The organism is Priestia sp. FW507-14D1A, assembly GCF_058781295.1.
Window position 1 is genome coordinate 202,366 of record NZ_JBYSWQ010000007.1, and the last position, 16,875, is coordinate 219,240.

Below are 16,875 nucleotides of genomic sequence, written 5' to 3' on the forward strand. Positions count from 1 at the left end.
TTAAAACACCTACTTTTTTCTTTAATAATGAACAGTTATATGCTTTGTGTTAAGTAATCGACATTCCCGCTATTATTGCATATTGAGAATACAGGTAAATTCATTATAATTTACATAATGATCACTAATCAACATCATGTACATTATCTTTTCGTTAACGTGTATATCCTTTAAACAAAAAGGAGAGATCTATATGAAATTAGGGAATCAAAAGCTTATATATTTTTCACCAATTGTAGTAGTAGCTGTTATTTTTATCTTTATTCTAACCTTAATTCCTTCGGCAAGCTCAGCACCTAAGAATTTGCCAATCGCATTCGTAAATGCTGACGAAGGAATGACAGTTCCAGCAAAGGGTAATGTAAATATAGGGAATCAAATCGAACAAAATACGAAAGGGGCAAGTACCGAACAGTCTTCGGTTAAATGGATCTTTGTCTCAAATACTAAAGAAGTTGAAAAAGGGTTAAATAATCAACAATACTACGGGGCGCTTATCATTCCAAAAGATTTCACAAAAAAACAGGCGACTCTTCAGACGGCTAAGCCTGATGCACCTGCTATTAGATTATTAGTGAATCAAGGAATGAATACAGCTGCTTCAACACTAGCAAGTCAGGTGCTAAACGGGACAGTCGATAAGATGAATGAAGATATGCGCTTGCAGCTAGTGAAAAGATTTGAACAAAACGGAACGCAACTAAGTGCAAGCCAAGCATTAGCACTCGCTGCACCAATTCAAAAGACAGTGATAAACGTAAACGAAACAGGGACTCATAGTGTCAACGGAAATGCCCCCGTTTCATTATTTCAGCCGCTGTGGATGGCGAGTATAGCCGGTGCCGCAATGGTCTTCCTCAGCATCCAAAAAATCACGTTTTCTTCTCGTAAAGAGAAACTCGTTAACCAAGTAGGGTTCATAGTCATCGGGGCTATACTTGCTTTAGCTGCTGGTTTCGGGCTAGTGTGGCTTGCTGAAGTAGTTGGAATAAGCGTTCCTTCATTTTTGGATACGGCACTATTCTTAGCTATTGCTTACTTCAGCTTTTTCACCTTGATATCAGCCGTACTTTCATGGCTAGGACTAAAGGGACTTCCAATTTTCGTTATTATTCTATTTTTTGGCACACCTTTACTTTCAATGGCCCCAGAAATTATGCCTGATTTTTATAGAGAGTGGATTTATCCATGGCTGCCAATGAGATTTATGGTAGATGGCGTAAGAGAATTATTTTTCTTTGGAGAACATCTGACATGGAATCGTTCTGTATCCGCTCTAGCTCTTATCTCTTTAATAAGTTTGTGTGCTCTGTTTGCTTCTGCTTTACCTGCATCTTCTGTGAAAAAAGAGAAGTCTCGCTCCATATAAAAGATACTGTAACTGAATGAAAAGGAGAGATGATGATGAATCCACAAATCCTAATCGTTGGTGCCGGCCCTACTGGCCTCGTTATGGCCTACAATTTAGCCAGACATAACATTCCTTTTCGAATTATTGATAAAAGCGACGGGCCTGGGCAAGCCTCCCGGGCAATGGCTATTTTACCGCGAACGCTTGAATTTTATCAGCAGTTCGGTTTTGCAGATGAAGTCATAGACCGCGGGATTAAGATGGAAGATGTATACGTCCGAGTAAAGAATAAAATAAAAGCAAAAGTTCATCTAGGGTCTTTAGGAGAAGGATTAAGTCCTTTTCCTTTTGTTCTTACATTTCCACAGGACGACCACGAGCGCTTTCTGCTTGAAAAATTAAAAAATCTTGGAATTGAAGTAGAATGGAAGACGGAGTTACTATCTCTAGCTGAACACGGAGAAGGGGTAAAAACTTTATTAAAAACCCAGCAAGAGGAAACCGCTTATTTTAAGTATATTTGTGGATGTGACGGAGCGCACAGTACAGTTCGCAAGCAAATGAATATAGAGTTTAAAGGAGAAAAATATAAACAGTATTTTTATGTGATGGATGTTTACGGCTCTGGTGAAGTGATGAAGGATCAAAAAATCAGTATTTCATTTAGCAATGAAGAATTTTTGATTTGTATGCCTGTTAGAAGTAAAGGAACGTATCGAATGATCGGCATTATTCCTTCAGCTTTTGGGGGTCAAAACGATGTAAAAGCTGAAAACATTCACGCTTTTATTCAACGAACATTTGGTACTCAGGTTGAGGGTATAAATTGGTTCTCGACATATCATATCCATCACAGAGTAGCAAGTCGTTTCCGACAGGGGCGTATTTTTCTAAGTGGAGATGCAGCCCATATTCATAGTCCTGCAGGCGGACAAGGAATGAACACAGGAATTGGAGATGCAATCAACCTTTCATGGAAATTAGCAGCTGTCCTTCAACGAAAAGCGGCACTTTCCATATTAGATACATACGAAGAAGAAAGGTTGCCTTTTGCAGAGCTGCTTGTAAATACAACTGATCGCGCTTTTAAGCGAATGGTGGCAAGAGATAAAACGAGTCAATTTTTTAGAAAGCATATCTTTCCACCTGTACTATCCTTTTTATTTCGTTTCCCTTATCCCCGTCACAAAGCATTTACGATTTTATCTCAAATCCGCATTAAGTATCGAAATAGTGACCTAAGCAGCGGGCAAGGGACGAATGTGCAAAGTGGTGATCGATTACCTTATGTAGAACGGAATTTTGAATCTTTACAGTCTTTAAACTGGCAAATACATGTCTATGGCACAGCAGAAGAGAAGCTAAAAAAGAGCATGCAAGAAAAGGATTTCTCCTTGCACGAGTTTTCTTGGAACCCTTACTTGAAGAAAGCAGGGCTTCAAAAAGATGCTCTATACGTTATTAGACCGGATGGATACATTGGTTTTATTAGCAGCGAGCAGCGTATAGATCTGCTTCATCAATATTTGAATACGCATAAAATCCTTCCTTTTACAAATGAATATTAGATCTAAAAAACGCCATCTTATATGGTGTTTTTATTTTTGTTTACAATTTCGAAACAACTTGGAGATGTTTTTGGGAAAGCTGTTTGATAAGATAGACGAATAGAAATATCAAATGAAAGTACGTGATACATTGAATAAAAAGATTTTAGTAGTTGATGATGAAAAAAGTATTGCTACAGCGGTATCCTATGCTTTCAAGCGCGAAGGATATATTGTAGACACAGCATCTGACGGTGAAGAAGCACTTGAAAAAGTAAAAAGCTTTCGACCTGACGTGATGATATTAGATGTGATGATGCCAAAATTAACCGGCTATGAAGTATGCCGAAAACTTGAGAATCGAAGAGGAATGGGTATTATCTTGTTAACGGTTAAAAACGATATTGTCGATAAAGTTCTAGGCTTAGAGTTAGGCGCAGATGATTATATGACCAAGCCGTTTGACGTAAGAGAACTTGTAGCTAGAGCTAAAGCACTTGTTCGGCGAATAGAAAAAAATGAAGTTCCTGAAGCTGTGGGGGAAATCGCGGTGGGAAAAGTGAAGGTGAACTTAATTCAGCGCACGTTACATGTTGCCAATGAGTTAGTTAAGCTTACACCAAAGGAGTTTGATCTTATTGCTTTATTACTTGCCAATTTAGAGAGAGTGTACACACGAGAAGATTTACTAGATCTTGTCTGGGGAATGGATTATGCAGGCGGTACACGTACGGTAGACATTCACATGCAGCGCCTTCGAAAAAAAGTAGGAGAAGCAGAACCTTATTTGCTTCAAACGGTATACGGGGTTGGATATAAAGCGACAGCAGGGATCAATGAATGAAAATCAGCCTAAAAGCTAAGATGGGGCTCGTTCTGGCTTTTTTAATTATTTTAACAGTAACCGTACTGAGCGTACTTGTGTTAAAAGGAATTGAGACAAATCAGCGTGATCAGCTAGAAAGTGAACTTATTCAAAAAAGCAAAGCAGCCGAGCAGACGATTCATCAAAGTTATGTAACCGGTGACCCGTCTCTGAATACAGATTCTTTTCTTCAGCAAAAAGGACAGCGCCTTGCATCTTCCATTGCATCACAAAGCGGAATGCAAACAGTCCTATATAATCAAAAAGGACAGGAAGCAGGAAGCTCTATTCCCATCGGCCAAAAAGATGTGGATGTTTCTGATACGCTTAGCTATGCTTTGAAAGGAAAAATAGCCTATCAAATTTCAGGTTCTTCCCTTATTTACTTCGCACCTGTGTCAATCGATAATCAATTTATTGGAGCCATTCGTTTTGACCATTCCCTAAAAAACAATCAGCAGTTTATAGCTGACATTAGGCACTTATTTCGTATGGGAGGAACGATTGCAGCAGCAGCAGCTTTTTTAATTGGCTACGCTTATTTTTACCGCATTGCTTCGCTCATCGCTACGCTTCAAAAAACTTCACAGCAGATTCGAAAAGGCCATTATTTAACTGATGTGCCGTTCAAACGACGCGATGAACTTGGAGAGCTTAGTCAAGGCTTGTTTTTTATGAGTACGTCGATTGAAAAAAATATCGATCAAATGAATGAAGAAAAAAGAAAGCTTGAGTTTGCTATTTCGAAACTGCAGTCTCTTGAACAGCAGCAAAAGCAGTTTATCGGTAACATCAGCCACGAATTTAAGACGCCTTTAACATCGATCAAAGCTTATGTTGACTTACTTGATATGTATCGAGATGATCCTCAGCTTATGGAAGACGGCGTGCAGAATATTCGTAAAGAAACGAATCGCCTTCATGAAATGGTAGATAAAATCTTAAAGCTGTCAGCACTTGAGAAATATGATTTCGAGCAGCGGCCAGAGCAAGTTGAATTGAAGCGGCTTCTAGAAGACATATGCGGTCGTATGAAAGGAAAAGCAGCTAAATTTGATTTGACTCTTCATACAAATATCAAAGAAGCAGTTGTTTGGGCTGATCGTGAAAGCTTAATACACATTTTTATCAATTTAATTGACAATGCTATTAAATATAATGAACCAGGCGGAAGAGTGGAAGTAGCGTCTTACACTTTAGAAAATTCTATTATTGTGGATGTAGCTAACACCGGAATAGGAATTCCACCCGAAGCAGAAGAGAAATTATTTCAACCATTTTTCACCGTAAATAAAGATCGGTCGCGTTTATCCGGAGGTACAGGTCTTGGCTTAGCATTAGCCAAAGATTTAACTGAAAAACAAAAAGGTGTTATCAAGCTGCATCATTCTGACTCTAAATGGACGATTTTCAAAGTTTCGTTTCCTTTGAAAAAAGAGAAATGAGTTAGCTAAAAGGAGTGAACCGTTATTGAAACGGTATAGATTAATGATATGTATAGCAAGCACTTTTCTTATTTTAACATCATGCGGACAAGAAGAAAGCCATAGAGAAACCGTTGAAAAACCCGACAAGAAAATTACTGTATTGGACCAAGTAGATAAAGATGGAAAAGTAGAAGTGAAAGACGTTCAGGATATTAACGGCGTAAGGGCGTTTCAATTTTTAAATGAAAACACAATGATTGTTAGTAAAGAAAATAAACAATTTCGTTCGCACGATTTCGGTCCCAAAGAGGTATATGCACAAAATTTAGCTACTTATAATCTAAAAAACAAGTCTACTTTTGTGTTGCATCCAAGCAATGAAATTCAACATGCGGCGAAGCTTTCTCCGAATGGTGAATATCTTTTTTATAAAGTAGCAAAAGGCGAAGATACATTTGGTTATATAATGAACCTTCAAACAAAAAAAACGGTTAAAATAAAGAATGTTCTTCTCTATCCATCAAGCGGAGAGTGGCTTAATAACTCAGAAGTAATGTTTATTACAATGGAAGGAAAGCTTTCTAAAGCAAATGTAAAAGGAGAAGCAAAACCTCTGTTGCACAGAGACGATCGAATCTTAGATGCAGTTAAAGGAATAGGTGGCATTTATTATATTGGTGTAAACAACCAGCTTTTTTTTCTTCATAACGAACAGACGGATCCTGAAAAAATCCGAGATAATGTGGTTTCTATTATCCCGTCTCCAAACGGAAAACAATTAGCGCTCGTGCAGCAAAAAGATGCCCAAACGAGAACACTGTCTATCACAGATTTAAAAGGATCAGAGGCCTTTCAGCTTGCTTTGTCCACTCAAATTTTTGGCGTAAGCTGGTCTCCCGACGGTTCGAAATTAGCCTATAACTTTATTTCTGAAAAAGAGGGAGATAAAGGGATATTCATAGCAGATGGATTAACAGGAGATGTTACACACTTAAACGTAAATTTGGACTATGCCGCTGATCAGCTTGCTTGGAGTCAATCAGGACATAAACTAGTTGCATCGAGCTTTACGCAAAATCAAGTTCATACGTATATTATCTTTTTGAAATAGACTGCTTAGGCAGTCTATTTCTATTTTTTTACATCTTCATTTTTTTTAGAGTGTTTACAAGTTTGAAACAACTGAATAACAGACAGAAACATTTATATTTTATCCTTTCTTTATAGGCTTTTGTAGTACATCAAAAGCCGTTTGAAAGGAGTAAGACATCATGAAATACTTTTTATTTATTTGTTCTTTAGCTTTTACGCTGATGATAGCAGGGTGCGGCACAAGCAATTCTTCATCAAAGCCTGCCAGAGAATTCACGAAAAATGGACAGCCTCAAAAACTAGAAAGCTCATCAGCTTCTTCATCTTTAACGAAATCTAATGTAGACGAAACAGTGGTAATAGCCAATCCAGAATCGGTTACGGCTTTAGTTAATAAAATACATCAGCTTCCTGAATCCTATCAGCCTTCTGATTTAGTCTATGCCGACGTTCCGTTTATCTTTAACGAAAAAATAGAAAAACGAATGCTTAGAAAACCTGCGGCACAAGCGCTTGAAGAACTTTTCCGAGATGCTGAAAAAGAGGGAATCAGCTTACTTGGTGTATCCGGTTATCGATCTCACGAGCGTCAAAAAGAGCTTTTTGCATTTTATGCAAAGCGAGACGGTGAAGAACAAGCACGCACATATAGCGCCTACCCTGGAACAAGTGAACACGAAACGGGACTAGCAATCGATGTCACGGGAGGAAGTGGAATGTGTGCTGCAGCAGACTGCTTCGCTGATACACCAGAGGCTCATTGGCTTTCAAAAAATGCCTATCAATACGGATTCATTATTCGATACCCTGAAGGTGAAGAGCAGGTTACCGGCTATAAATACGAACCATGGCACCTTAGATATGTAGGGAAAAAAGAAGCCGCATCCATCTTTAATCAATATGCAACGTTAGAAACCTATGCAAGTAAGAAAAAAGCTTAATCAAAAGTTCTATAACTGGAGAACAAAGGAAAGAAAAATGAAAAGTCAGGTTTATCACTCTCACATATGATACAAACTGATACTATAACATGCTTGCTATAGAGGAAGGGTATCAATGTATAAAGATATTGCGATTGAACTGATATGTGGATTTTTAGCGCTATTTATTATGCTGAAGCTTTTAGGTAAGACGCAGTTTGCTCAAATCACTCCGTTTGACTTTATTACCACGCTTGTCCTGGGAAATATTGTGGGGGATGCGGCTCTTGAAAAAGGAGTAGAGTTAACTGAAATTCTTTACAGCGTTTTGATTTGGGGGCTTCTGATCTATGCAGTGACGAAGCTATCTCAAACCTTTACAGGGTTTAGAGGAATTCTTGAAGGAAAGCCTTCAATGATTATTTATAAAGGGAAAATCCTTTATAAAGAGCTTAAGAAAAACAACTTGGACTTAAATCAGCTTCAGCATCTAATGAGACAGCAAGGGTATTTTTCACTGTATGAAGCAGAATATGTCATTTTAGAAACAAATGGAGAGGTGAGCGTCGCTCCTAAACACGAATTCGGCCCTCCGACGAAAAATGATTTAAACATCCCTTATTCTCAAACCAATTTACCTATTGCGTTAATCATGGATGGAAAAGTAGTGCCTGGTAATTTGAAAGAAGCAAACGTAGATGAAAAATGGTTAAAAAAACAGCTTGCAATCAAGAAAATTAAAAAATACAGCGAAGTTTTTTATGCTGAATGGCAGCAAGAGCGAGGACTAGAAATAACAAAATTCTAAAAACCCTTTCCTTTTAAGGAAAGGGTTTTTAGCTTTCTTTTAATAGCTTAGCAAAATCTTCAATCGTTGTAGAATAGGTGACGTACAGACGGGGAATAAGATAGTTTTCATCCTTTTGTCCGCTCTCAGTGAAAAATTTTGGAATTGTTGAAAGACCAAATGTATAATTCTTTTTTGTTTCTTCCACTACGCGGCTATTAACCTTGCCATAGGGGTAAGCAAGAGCAATAACGGGCTGGCTCGTAATGGCTTCAATTTTTCGTTTTGAATCAGCTAACTCATAGGATAAATTTTTCGTCTTAGTTAAATCCGGATGAGTAGCGGTATGAGACTGAATAGAAAAAAATCCTGAATCAACAAATTTTTTTAAATCCGCTGGCGACAAACGGTTGGGACGGCCGATAAAATCTGAAATCACAAAAATTGTAGCCGCTGGATGAAATTGAGGGCTGGCTGCTCTTTGAAAAATAGGCAAGATAGTAAGATTATTTTTATAACCATCGTCAAATGTAATAAATATAGGTTTTTTCACACGCTTTACTTCCTGCCACTTTTCAAATGTTAGCGGCGTATATCCTTGCTTTTTAAGATAAAGAAGTTGTTTCTCAAAATTTTCAGGCGTCACATACAGTTCTTTTTCCCCGTGGCCTGTGTAGGCATCAATAGAATGGTAAATCAAGACAGGCACTTTCACTTGGCTAAAAGCGGGGGAAGGGAAAATAACAGTTAGCACTAAGATAACAAAAACCGAAATTTTTCTCATAACAATCCTTTCTGTTGCACAGTGGTAACGAGACTGTTTTAGTATGTCAAAACAAAAGGAATGTATAAGCAAAGCTTTCTTTTTTACAAATATAAGCCTTCTTTTTTAAATATTTTATGCAGAACCAAATGCTCAGCAGTGTTCACAACTGCAAACTGTTTCTTAGAAAGAGAATGGGGAGAAAAACGCATTAGCTTAGTAAAGTCTGATGGAAGCGTAGTAGATGAAACATCAGTAGAGAGTATAGGGGCAGACAAAGGTGTTTTCGAACCGATGTGAAAACCCCAATCTCCAAAAGAAGGAATAATGGTGTGGTAGCTCAACGTATAAAACTGAGAAGCTTTCATCGTCTTATTAATGCTCCAAAAAACGATAGGTGTGTCTCTGGGAGAATTTGACTGACACACGACCAAGCCGCTGTGCGATAGTGAACGTTGGAGAAGTGCGTAAAATTCTTTTGTATAAAGAGCACTTATTTTTTTGTTAGTAGGATCAGGAAAATCGATAATGATAATATCATAACACGCTGAATTCAAAGAGAGGTAGTCAACAGCATCTTGAATATGAACGGTGACACGAGAATCTTCAAATGAGCGTTGATTTAACTTCTTTAATTCTTCTACATTCATGGCAGCATTTACAACGTCAGCATCTATTTCTACAAGTTCTATTTCTTTAACTTCTTTATATTTAAGAACTTCTCGTAAAGCTAAACCATCTCCTCCTCCCAGAATAAGAATACGGCGAGGATTTAAGGAAGCTGCAAAGATAGGGTGTACAAGAGCTTCATGGTACGCATGTTCATCCAATGAACTAAATTGCAGCTGTTCATCCAAATACATTCGAATATCAGATGCTTTGATCAGCTGAATATCTTGAATACGATTTTTTTGATGAAACAAAATGTCATGCTGGCCTGATAAAATCTGCTGTAGACTAACGTGATCTGAGTCATCTCCACGATTGAGAAGACGAGTGCTTTCAGCATGCTGACAATTTTTTGTTGAAGTTTCGGCGTGTTGAATTCCGCGAGAAAGCGAATACACAACAGCTTTTTTTGAAGCTAATTGCTTCAGCAACGCATAACCAATTTCAATTATTTCTTTGTCTCCGCACGTATAAAAATCTAATGAAGCGTAATTTTCCTCCGGCCACGTATGAATAGACAAGTGAGAGGTAGCTAATACGAGAATGCCTGTAATGCCTTGGGGCGTAAACTGGTGAAAATAACAGTGCAAAACTTCCATCTCTGCATCTAGTGCAGCTTTAACAAGAATTCTCCTTAAGAGTGAGGGGTCGTTTAATATCACTTCATCGCATTCGAACGCATCCATTAGCAAGTGTTTGCCTTTAATATCCACTACTTCAGCCTCCTTTTTGAGCATTATTTTCACTATCTTATGAAACTTTTTCAAAAAAGGAAACGTAAGCACGTTATTTTGTGGATATTTTCGGGAAATAACTAGTTATCTTCCTATAGAAAAGAAGCTGGGACAGACGTATTTTCGCTGAAGGAAGATCCGAACAGTCAATCGAGATTCTTAATAGAGAATTCAACTCGTTCGGATTTTTTCATTGTGATGGCGAACGTAGATTTACCGTATGTAATAACTGTTAATTAGAGGCAAGGCGAAGACTCCTGCGGGAAAAGCGGAACTGGTGAGACCCCGCAGGAGCGTAAGCGAAGAGGAGGCTGACCAGCACCCCACGGAAAGCGAAGTCTTGCGCGGAAATTGACTGCACTAGCTCACTTATCCAATTTGTTCGTCTTTACATTTGATTGATTTCGTTATGTCTCAATCTTTCTACTCTTTATCAGTATTAAACCAGCCTTTTCGCTTGAACCATAGAATTAATCCAAGTGTTATCAGTCCCATGAAGCCAAGCACAAAGAAATAGCCATAGTGCCACTTTAGCTCAGGCATATTTTTAAAATTCATTCCGTATACGCCAACGATAAAGGTAAGGGGAATAAAGATAGATGAAATAACAGTCAGTGTCATCATGATTGAATTCATCCGGTTTGAATTAAGAGAAAGATAATTATCGCGCATATCAGACGTCATTTCCCGATTTGATTCAATCATATCGGCTAATTTTAATAAGTGGTCATAGACATCTTTAAAATACCTTTTTTGTTCAGGATGAACATCTAGGCGTTCAGAATTTATAACACGGTACAATAAATCGCGCATAGGCAAAATGGTTCTTCTGATTTTTAGCAAATCACTTCGAAGTTTGAATACATCTTCCATTAAAACAGAGATGGATTTTTTTGCATCTATGTTTTCTATATCATTCAGCTCATCTTCAATCTGATATACAGTGGGGAAATATTCATCTACCACTTTATCCATCACAGAATACGCAAGATAGCTTATCCCTTTTTCTTGAATCGAAGGTGTATGAAGCAACTTTTCCCATACTTTATCAATTGCAGCTGACGGGTGAAAATGAAAAGTAACGATGTAATTTTCGCCGATAAAAAGGTCAACTTCTTCAGCTTCTAACGTTTGACGATTTAACGAATGAAGGACAAAAAAACTGTATCCTTCATAATAATCGAGTTTTGGACGCTGCAGAAAATGAAAGCAATCTTCAATCGCTAACGGATGAAAGTGAAAAGATGATTGAAGCAGCAGCGCTTCTTCTTCAGAAGGGCAGTTAAAGTCAATCCAATAGTACTGAATAGAGGGATCGTGAATCTGATCTAATTGTATATGTTTCACAAGTTTGTCATCGTTCGTAAGAGCTAACGTTCGTATCATTTGAAAACTCCTTTTTGTTTTTATAGCTATTTTCAATGTAGCATAAAATCATAAATTGCACGTATTTAAAAAAATAATTTTCTTTTTTCTCTTTTTATAAAACTAGTAAGGGTGAAAAAGTTGAATTATAATGATAGTAATAGCTGGTATGGAAAGGGGAATCGTTTTGAATAAAAATGAAGCACTTCGAATGTTTTTTTTAAAACATGCAGATCAACTGACGGAAGAATGGTATGAAAGCATTGAAGACAATGACCCAGAATCGGTTTATGCATCTACTCATCCAGAAGTCATTTCAGTATTAAAAGGTCAAAATAATGAATTTCATTTATACATAGCCGATGTATTTATAAAAAGTGAAAAAGAATTTTTTGATTCATTTGAAACGTGGATTTTAAAGATTGCGGAAGACGGAGAACATGTAAGAACGCCTATTCATTATATTATTCGAGAATTTTTCCGAGTTAGAAAACAGTATTTAACGTATTTAAATCAATTTGTAGAAGAGTACGAGCAAGATATTACGCAAGAAGAACTAGACGACTGGAACGAATTGATTGTACGCGTGTTTGATATTACCGTTTATAAATTTGTAGAAGAGCACCATCAGCATTCAAAGCGGTTGCTTGAAGCACACAAAGAGCTGATCAATGAGCTGAGCTCGCCAGTTATTCCATTAAGCGATTATATTGCAATTCTTCCGCTTGTTGGGGATATCGACACAGCAAGAGCGCGCCGAATTTTAGAAAATACGTTAACTCGCTGCGCTGAACAGCAAGTGAATCACCTTTATATTGATATTTCAGGAGTGGTTATTGTTGATACGATGGTTGCTCATCAGATTTTCCAGCTGATTGATGCATTAAAATTAATAGGTGTAGAATCAACTATCTCTGGGGTACGTCCTGAAATCGCGATTACCGCTTCTCATTTAGGTTTATCTTTTGAAAATATATCAACAAAATCAACCCTTGCTAACGCGATGGCTTCACGTATGAGGAAATAAAGCAAACAAGGATTACTTTTAATTCTTGTTTTTTTTATCTCAATTCACACTTGACATATAGGTTAAAGAGGTATTATGATTTTACTAATTTAATAAATAAAAAGAGTCGTATTACATACGCTAATATAAAAATGCATCTCTGTAATTAGCCGACAAGAATTGAACAAATAATATGAAAACGCTTTATATAGAATACGAGAATATTTAGGAGGAAATAGAAATGAACATCTTATGGTTTTTCCCTACAGCAGGCGACGGACATTATCTAGGCACAACCGAAGGAAGCAGAACAAGCGACATTCACTACTTAAAGCAAATCGCACATGGACTGGATTATCTAGGATATGACGGCGCTTTGTTGCCTACTGGTTCAAATTGTGAAGATTCATGGGTGATTGCGTCGGCACTTGCTTCCGTTACGAATCGACTGAAGTTTTTAATTGCACTTCGCCCGGGTGTAATGTCTCCAACACTTTCAGCACGGATGGCTTCTACATTCGATCAAATGTCAAACGGCCGACTTATGTTAAATATTGTGACGGGAGGAGATCCCGTAGAGCAAGCAACGTACGGTAACTATTTAAGCCACGATAAACGCTATGAGTTAACAGATGAATTTTTAACGATTTGGCGAGATGTAATGGAAGGAAAAAAAGTGGACTATAAAGGAGAACATGTTGATGTAACAGGCGCGTACATTCCATCGCCTCCTGTCCAAAAACCGTATCCTCCGCTGTACTTTGGTGGATCTTCTCCAGCAGGAAAAGAAGTAGGAGCAAAGCATGCAGATGTATATTTGTTATGGGGAGAGCCGCCCGCAGTGATTAAAACAAAAATTGATGAGATGAAAGAAAAAGCTGCAAGCGAAGGCAGGGACATTCGCTTTGGTATTCGCCTGCACGTTATTGTAAGAGAATCAGAAGACGAGGCGTGGGAATCTGCAGATAAATTAATTAAACATGTTAATGATGATACGATCAAAGCGTTTCAAGATAAGTTTGCGTCATTTGACTCCACTGCCCAAAAAACACAGTCAAATTTGCACAGCGGCACAAAAGATCGAGGTGCACTAGAAATCGCTCCGAATCTATGGGCGGGAATTGGCTTAGCACGAGAAGGAGCCGGAACTGCTCTTGTGGGAAGTCCTGAAATTGTAGCGGATCGGTTAAAAGAGTACAAAGAGCTAGGAATTGATACGTTTATTTTATCAGGCTACCCGCATCTAGAAGAAGCATATACGTTTGCTGAGCTAGTATTTCCACATATTCAAAAAGAAAGAAGCAAGAGATAATTCTTGCTTCTTTCTTTTTGAATCGTAAAAAAATAAATAACCCAGTTGACTTATAGGAATTATAGGTGTATTATAAAGATAGTTCATTTAGTCAGAAAATTTGTGGTAAAGGGTGAAGAAAATGGAACGTTATGACGTAATTCAAGGCGCAGAATCTTTTTATTATAAAGGCAACGACATTGGTATACTTGTTTCTCATGGATTTATGGGGACTCCTCAAAGTATGGAATATATCGGAAAAGAATTAGCTGAAAAAGGTTTTACTGTGTACGGTTTGCGACTAACGGGACATGGTACTCACTACTATGATATTGAACAAACAACGTACCAGGAATGGAAGCAAGACTTTTTAAATGGGTATCAGCGTTTGAAGCAAGAATGCCGTCATGTATTTATCTTAGGTCAGTCCATGGGAGGCACTCTTACCTTTCATACAGCAAGCCAAGGACTAGATCTTGACGGAGTTATTGCCATCAATCCGGCTATGACTTCCATTCCTTCAATGGAGCCTTATCGCTCTCGTCATACGCCTCGTTATTTAAAAGAAGATCATCCTGATATTAAAGATCCAAACGTACATGAAATTACGTACGATAAAGTACCAGTGCGCTCTATGCGTGAACTGCTTTCTTTAATGGACGAAACAAAAGAACGCTTATCTTATGTAACGTGCCCGGCTTTAGTACTAACATCAACAGTTGATAACGTAGTACCGCCTGAGAATTCAGCTTATATCTTAAACCATATTCAATCAGCAGAAAAAAGACAGCACATGCTTCGAAACTCTTACCATGTTGCGTCGATGGATTTTGATAAAGACACAATTGTTGCACAAACGGCACAGTTTGTACAAGCAACAGTTGCCAAAAAAAAAGTGCATGAGCGAATTTTTTAATTTTTAAATTCGCTCCGTTTCTTTTTTACTTCAAGTAAGATAAAATGAATCTTGAATGAAAACAAAGGAGTGTACATACATGATTCATTTAGAATGGAACGATCGTCCAACAATTAAACAAGTAAAATGCATACATACAGATGCAAAAAAATTCGTGGTTGAAAATGTTTTAACAGCAGGAAAAACATATGATGTAAAAAACGAAACAGAAGAGTTTTATTTTGTTGTTGATAACACTGGCCAAGTCGGCGGCTTTTATAAAGAATACTTTGAAGGCTAAACAAAAAATCATCGTCTCGGCGATGATTTTTTTATTGCAGTAATTAACTGAAGCTTTTCTTAATGAAAACGAATGACCATACTTTTAAAGAGAAGTTCCATATATCTCATCATTTCGAAAAAAAGCTTCATGATAAAAATAGGATGTAAGACCTAAATTCTTCCGTTTCTTGTTCTGATTAAAAGGGTAACTGACTATAAATACCCATGACAACAATTATTTTACAATGTAAAATGAAAGCGACGCTTAACAGAAAAAGGAAAAGAGGAGGTCATACGATGAAAAAGCGTAATACAGCAGCTTTTACATTTTTAGCATGGACAGCTTTTATTACAGCACTATTAGCTATGTTTATAGGAATTTATACCTTAGATGCATCACTACCGGTAAAAGGTTATTATGCCGTTGGAACTTTATACTTAACGATGTCTGCTTTTGTGCTTCAAAAAACCATTCGTGATAACGAAGAAGATACGGCGCACGAACGCAAATATGACAAAGCAGAAGAAGAATTGTAGAGCTGAAAAAGAGCATTTTTCTAGCTCTTTGAAAAACATCTCCATTTTTGGGAGATGTTTTTTTATATAAAAAAACAGGGAACTTGTCACTCCGTGTCGTATTAATAAAGAAGGAGGCGATTGAATTGACACAACTAATGATTAATAACGTAAATTTTCACGTTGATATGTTTGAAGAAAAAATGATTACTGATGCGAATACAGGTGAAGAGTTGAAAAGGCTAAACTTTTCTTTTTCGGTTGTAGGCAAAGCAGCTTATGATAAATATGATGCATTTTTTGAGGATCCGTACTTTGAAGTAACAAATATGGAGACAAAAGAAACGCTAACACTAAAAAACATTTCGCACAGCACATTTTATCAGTCACCTGAAATTACCGATCATACAAATATTGTTTTCAGGGTGAAGCTGCAGCAAGAACCTGTTAAAACAAAAGAACCAGTGAAAAATGAACAGCCAACAGAGAGCACGGTAAACGAAATGCTTTTATCTAGAATAAAGTTTAAGGCTCTTGTCGAAATACTGGAAGAAAAAGGACTTCTAACAGAGAATGAATTGTATACTAAAATTGAAGAAGTAGCAGAACGAGATTTTGATATTCTGCGAGATGAATTAAGTCATTCTAAAAAAGAGGTAAAAGCGTAAAAATACCCCATTCTGCAGGGGGATTTTTTATTTATATCCATTAATGTATAACCCTTTTGATAAATCGTTCATATATTACATCACGATGAAAATAAAAAGGGTGAGGATAATGCCGATTGTTATTAATCATGTAGTGATTCCAAACGTTACAGGAGGAGTCGTTACGTTTGGCGATACGTACTATGTTTCTCCAAAAAGTAACAGTAAAACTGCACAAGGTTCAGGGTCTTCAAATACAGGAATTTGTGTAAATACAAATTCAGGACTTTCTAATACAAATACGCTCGATCCCGATGGTTCTGATCAAAACGGCTTCGGAAACGGATAAGGAAAGAGATGTTTTACTCTTCTTTCTATACGCCTTTTCAGTATTCGTTCTATCCGTATTTTATGCCTTCGTTTGCACGTCCAATTGGATTTGTCGTTTCACCTGATGGAGCGATGGACAACTGGTGGGGCAAAAAACCATCTTGGTGGGGGAAAATCACGCCTTCAGCAGGCGTTTTCCCTCCCATTACCCAGTATTATACGGGCAGTTTAGTTCCTTATAGTTTAAGGAGCTATTATTAATATAAAAAAGAAGTTCAGATTAAGCCACCTTGTTAGCGTCTATTTCCTGAAAATAGGCGTTTTTTTCCGTTTTACTTGATTCAAAGTTATTTTTGCTGAATAATAAGGAAAAGAGAAATTTTAGAAG

Annotated in this window: 18 protein-coding genes; 15 read left to right on the forward strand and 3 right to left on the reverse strand. The window is 37.4% G+C overall.

Annotated features, from left to right (window positions below):
• The first annotated feature begins 193 nt into the window (after positions 1–193).
• From AC3WJG_RS22215 to AC3WJG_RS22245, 7 genes are all read left to right on the forward strand, one after another.
• On the forward strand, positions 194–1,369 hold the full coding sequence (locus AC3WJG_RS22215) for a YhgE/Pip domain-containing protein (protein WP_337134535.1): 1,176 nt from the start codon (positions 194–196) through the stop codon (positions 1,367–1,369).
• Between the two features lie 35 nt (positions 1,370–1,404).
• Positions 1,405–2,919, forward strand: a complete 1,515-nt coding sequence (locus AC3WJG_RS22220; protein ID WP_337134534.1) for an FAD-dependent monooxygenase — start codon at positions 1,405–1,407, stop codon at positions 2,917–2,919.
• A 130-nt stretch (positions 2,920–3,049) separates the two neighbouring features.
• On the forward strand, positions 3,050–3,742 hold the full coding sequence (locus tag AC3WJG_RS22225; protein WP_028409061.1) for a response regulator transcription factor: 693 nt from the start codon (positions 3,050–3,052) through the stop codon (positions 3,740–3,742).
• Positions 3,739–5,208, forward strand: a complete 1,470-nt coding sequence (locus AC3WJG_RS22230) for a sensor histidine kinase (protein ID WP_098334443.1) — start codon at positions 3,739–3,741, stop codon at positions 5,206–5,208. The genes AC3WJG_RS22225 and AC3WJG_RS22230 overlap by 4 nt, the downstream gene beginning before the upstream one ends.
• A gap of 25 nt (positions 5,209–5,233) precedes the next feature.
• Positions 5,234–6,301 carry a TolB family protein gene (locus AC3WJG_RS22235; RefSeq protein WP_060746878.1) on the forward strand — a complete coding sequence of 356 codons (1,068 nt, stop codon included), beginning with the start codon at positions 5,234–5,236 and terminating at the stop codon, positions 6,299–6,301.
• A gap of 160 nt (positions 6,302–6,461) precedes the next feature.
• Positions 6,462–7,223, forward strand: a complete 762-nt coding sequence (locus AC3WJG_RS22240) for a M15 family metallopeptidase (protein ID WP_337134532.1) — start codon at positions 6,462–6,464, stop codon at positions 7,221–7,223.
• Between the two features lie 115 nt (positions 7,224–7,338).
• Positions 7,339–8,010 carry a DUF421 domain-containing protein gene (locus tag AC3WJG_RS22245; protein WP_013057585.1) on the forward strand — a complete coding sequence of 224 codons (672 nt, stop codon included), beginning with the start codon at positions 7,339–7,341 and terminating at the stop codon, positions 8,008–8,010.
• A 28-nt stretch (positions 8,011–8,038) separates the two neighbouring features.
• On the opposite strand, the gene AC3WJG_RS22250 is transcribed toward AC3WJG_RS22245, so the two are convergent.
• The 3 genes from AC3WJG_RS22250 to corA form a co-directional block, all read right to left on the reverse strand.
• Entirely contained in the window at positions 8,039–8,773 is a 735-nt protein-coding gene (locus AC3WJG_RS22250) for a polysaccharide deacetylase family protein (RefSeq protein WP_051421103.1), read from the reverse strand.
• 83 nt (positions 8,774–8,856) lie between these two features.
• Positions 8,857–10,134: a polyamine aminopropyltransferase gene (locus tag AC3WJG_RS22255; RefSeq protein ID WP_098334446.1), complete on the reverse strand. Its 1,278-nt coding sequence runs from the start codon at positions 10,132–10,134 to the stop codon at positions 8,857–8,859.
• Between the two features lie 444 nt (positions 10,135–10,578).
• Positions 10,579–11,541 carry a magnesium/cobalt transporter CorA gene (gene corA / locus AC3WJG_RS22260; protein WP_098248195.1) on the reverse strand — a complete coding sequence of 321 codons (963 nt, stop codon included), beginning with the start codon at positions 11,539–11,541 and terminating at the stop codon, positions 10,579–10,581.
• Positions 11,542–11,671: 130 nt separating this feature from the next.
• Between corA and AC3WJG_RS22265 the strand changes: the two genes are divergently transcribed.
• The 8 genes from AC3WJG_RS22265 to AC3WJG_RS22300 all read left to right on the forward strand — a co-directional run bounded on the left by AC3WJG_RS22265 (position 11,672) and on the right by AC3WJG_RS22300 (position 16,748).
• On the forward strand, positions 11,672–12,547 hold the full coding sequence (locus AC3WJG_RS22265) for an STAS domain-containing protein (protein ID WP_060746874.1): 876 nt from the start codon (positions 11,672–11,674) through the stop codon (positions 12,545–12,547).
• Between the two features lie 220 nt (positions 12,548–12,767).
• On the forward strand, positions 12,768–13,838 hold the full coding sequence (gene ssuD, locus AC3WJG_RS22270) for an FMNH2-dependent alkanesulfonate monooxygenase (RefSeq protein ID WP_025751278.1): 1,071 nt from the start codon (positions 12,768–12,770) through the stop codon (positions 13,836–13,838).
• 121 nt (positions 13,839–13,959) lie between these two features.
• Positions 13,960–14,733, forward strand: coding sequence for an alpha/beta hydrolase (locus AC3WJG_RS22275; protein WP_028409054.1), 774 nt, complete (start codon positions 13,960–13,962; stop codon positions 14,731–14,733).
• A 79-nt stretch (positions 14,734–14,812) separates the two neighbouring features.
• Positions 14,813–15,013: a DUF6501 family protein gene (locus AC3WJG_RS22280; RefSeq protein ID WP_013057578.1), complete on the forward strand. Its 201-nt coding sequence runs from the start codon at positions 14,813–14,815 to the stop codon at positions 15,011–15,013.
• 278 nt (positions 15,014–15,291) lie between these two features.
• Positions 15,292–15,531, forward strand: a complete 240-nt coding sequence (locus AC3WJG_RS22285; RefSeq protein WP_013057577.1) for a YiaA/YiaB family inner membrane protein — start codon at positions 15,292–15,294, stop codon at positions 15,529–15,531.
• 125 nt (positions 15,532–15,656) lie between these two features.
• Positions 15,657–16,178 (forward strand): hypothetical protein, encoded by a 522-nt coding sequence (locus AC3WJG_RS22290; protein WP_060746873.1) that lies wholly within the window; start codon positions 15,657–15,659, stop codon positions 16,176–16,178.
• A gap of 109 nt (positions 16,179–16,287) precedes the next feature.
• The gene (locus AC3WJG_RS22295) at positions 16,288–16,506 is read left to right on the forward strand and encodes a spore germination protein (protein ID WP_013083687.1); all 219 of its coding nucleotides are present in this window, start codon (positions 16,288–16,290) and stop codon (positions 16,504–16,506) included.
• 8 nt (positions 16,507–16,514) lie between these two features.
• Positions 16,515–16,748, forward strand: a complete 234-nt coding sequence (locus AC3WJG_RS22300; protein WP_050690561.1) for a hypothetical protein — start codon at positions 16,515–16,517, stop codon at positions 16,746–16,748.
• Positions 16,749–16,875 lie beyond the last annotated feature (127 nt).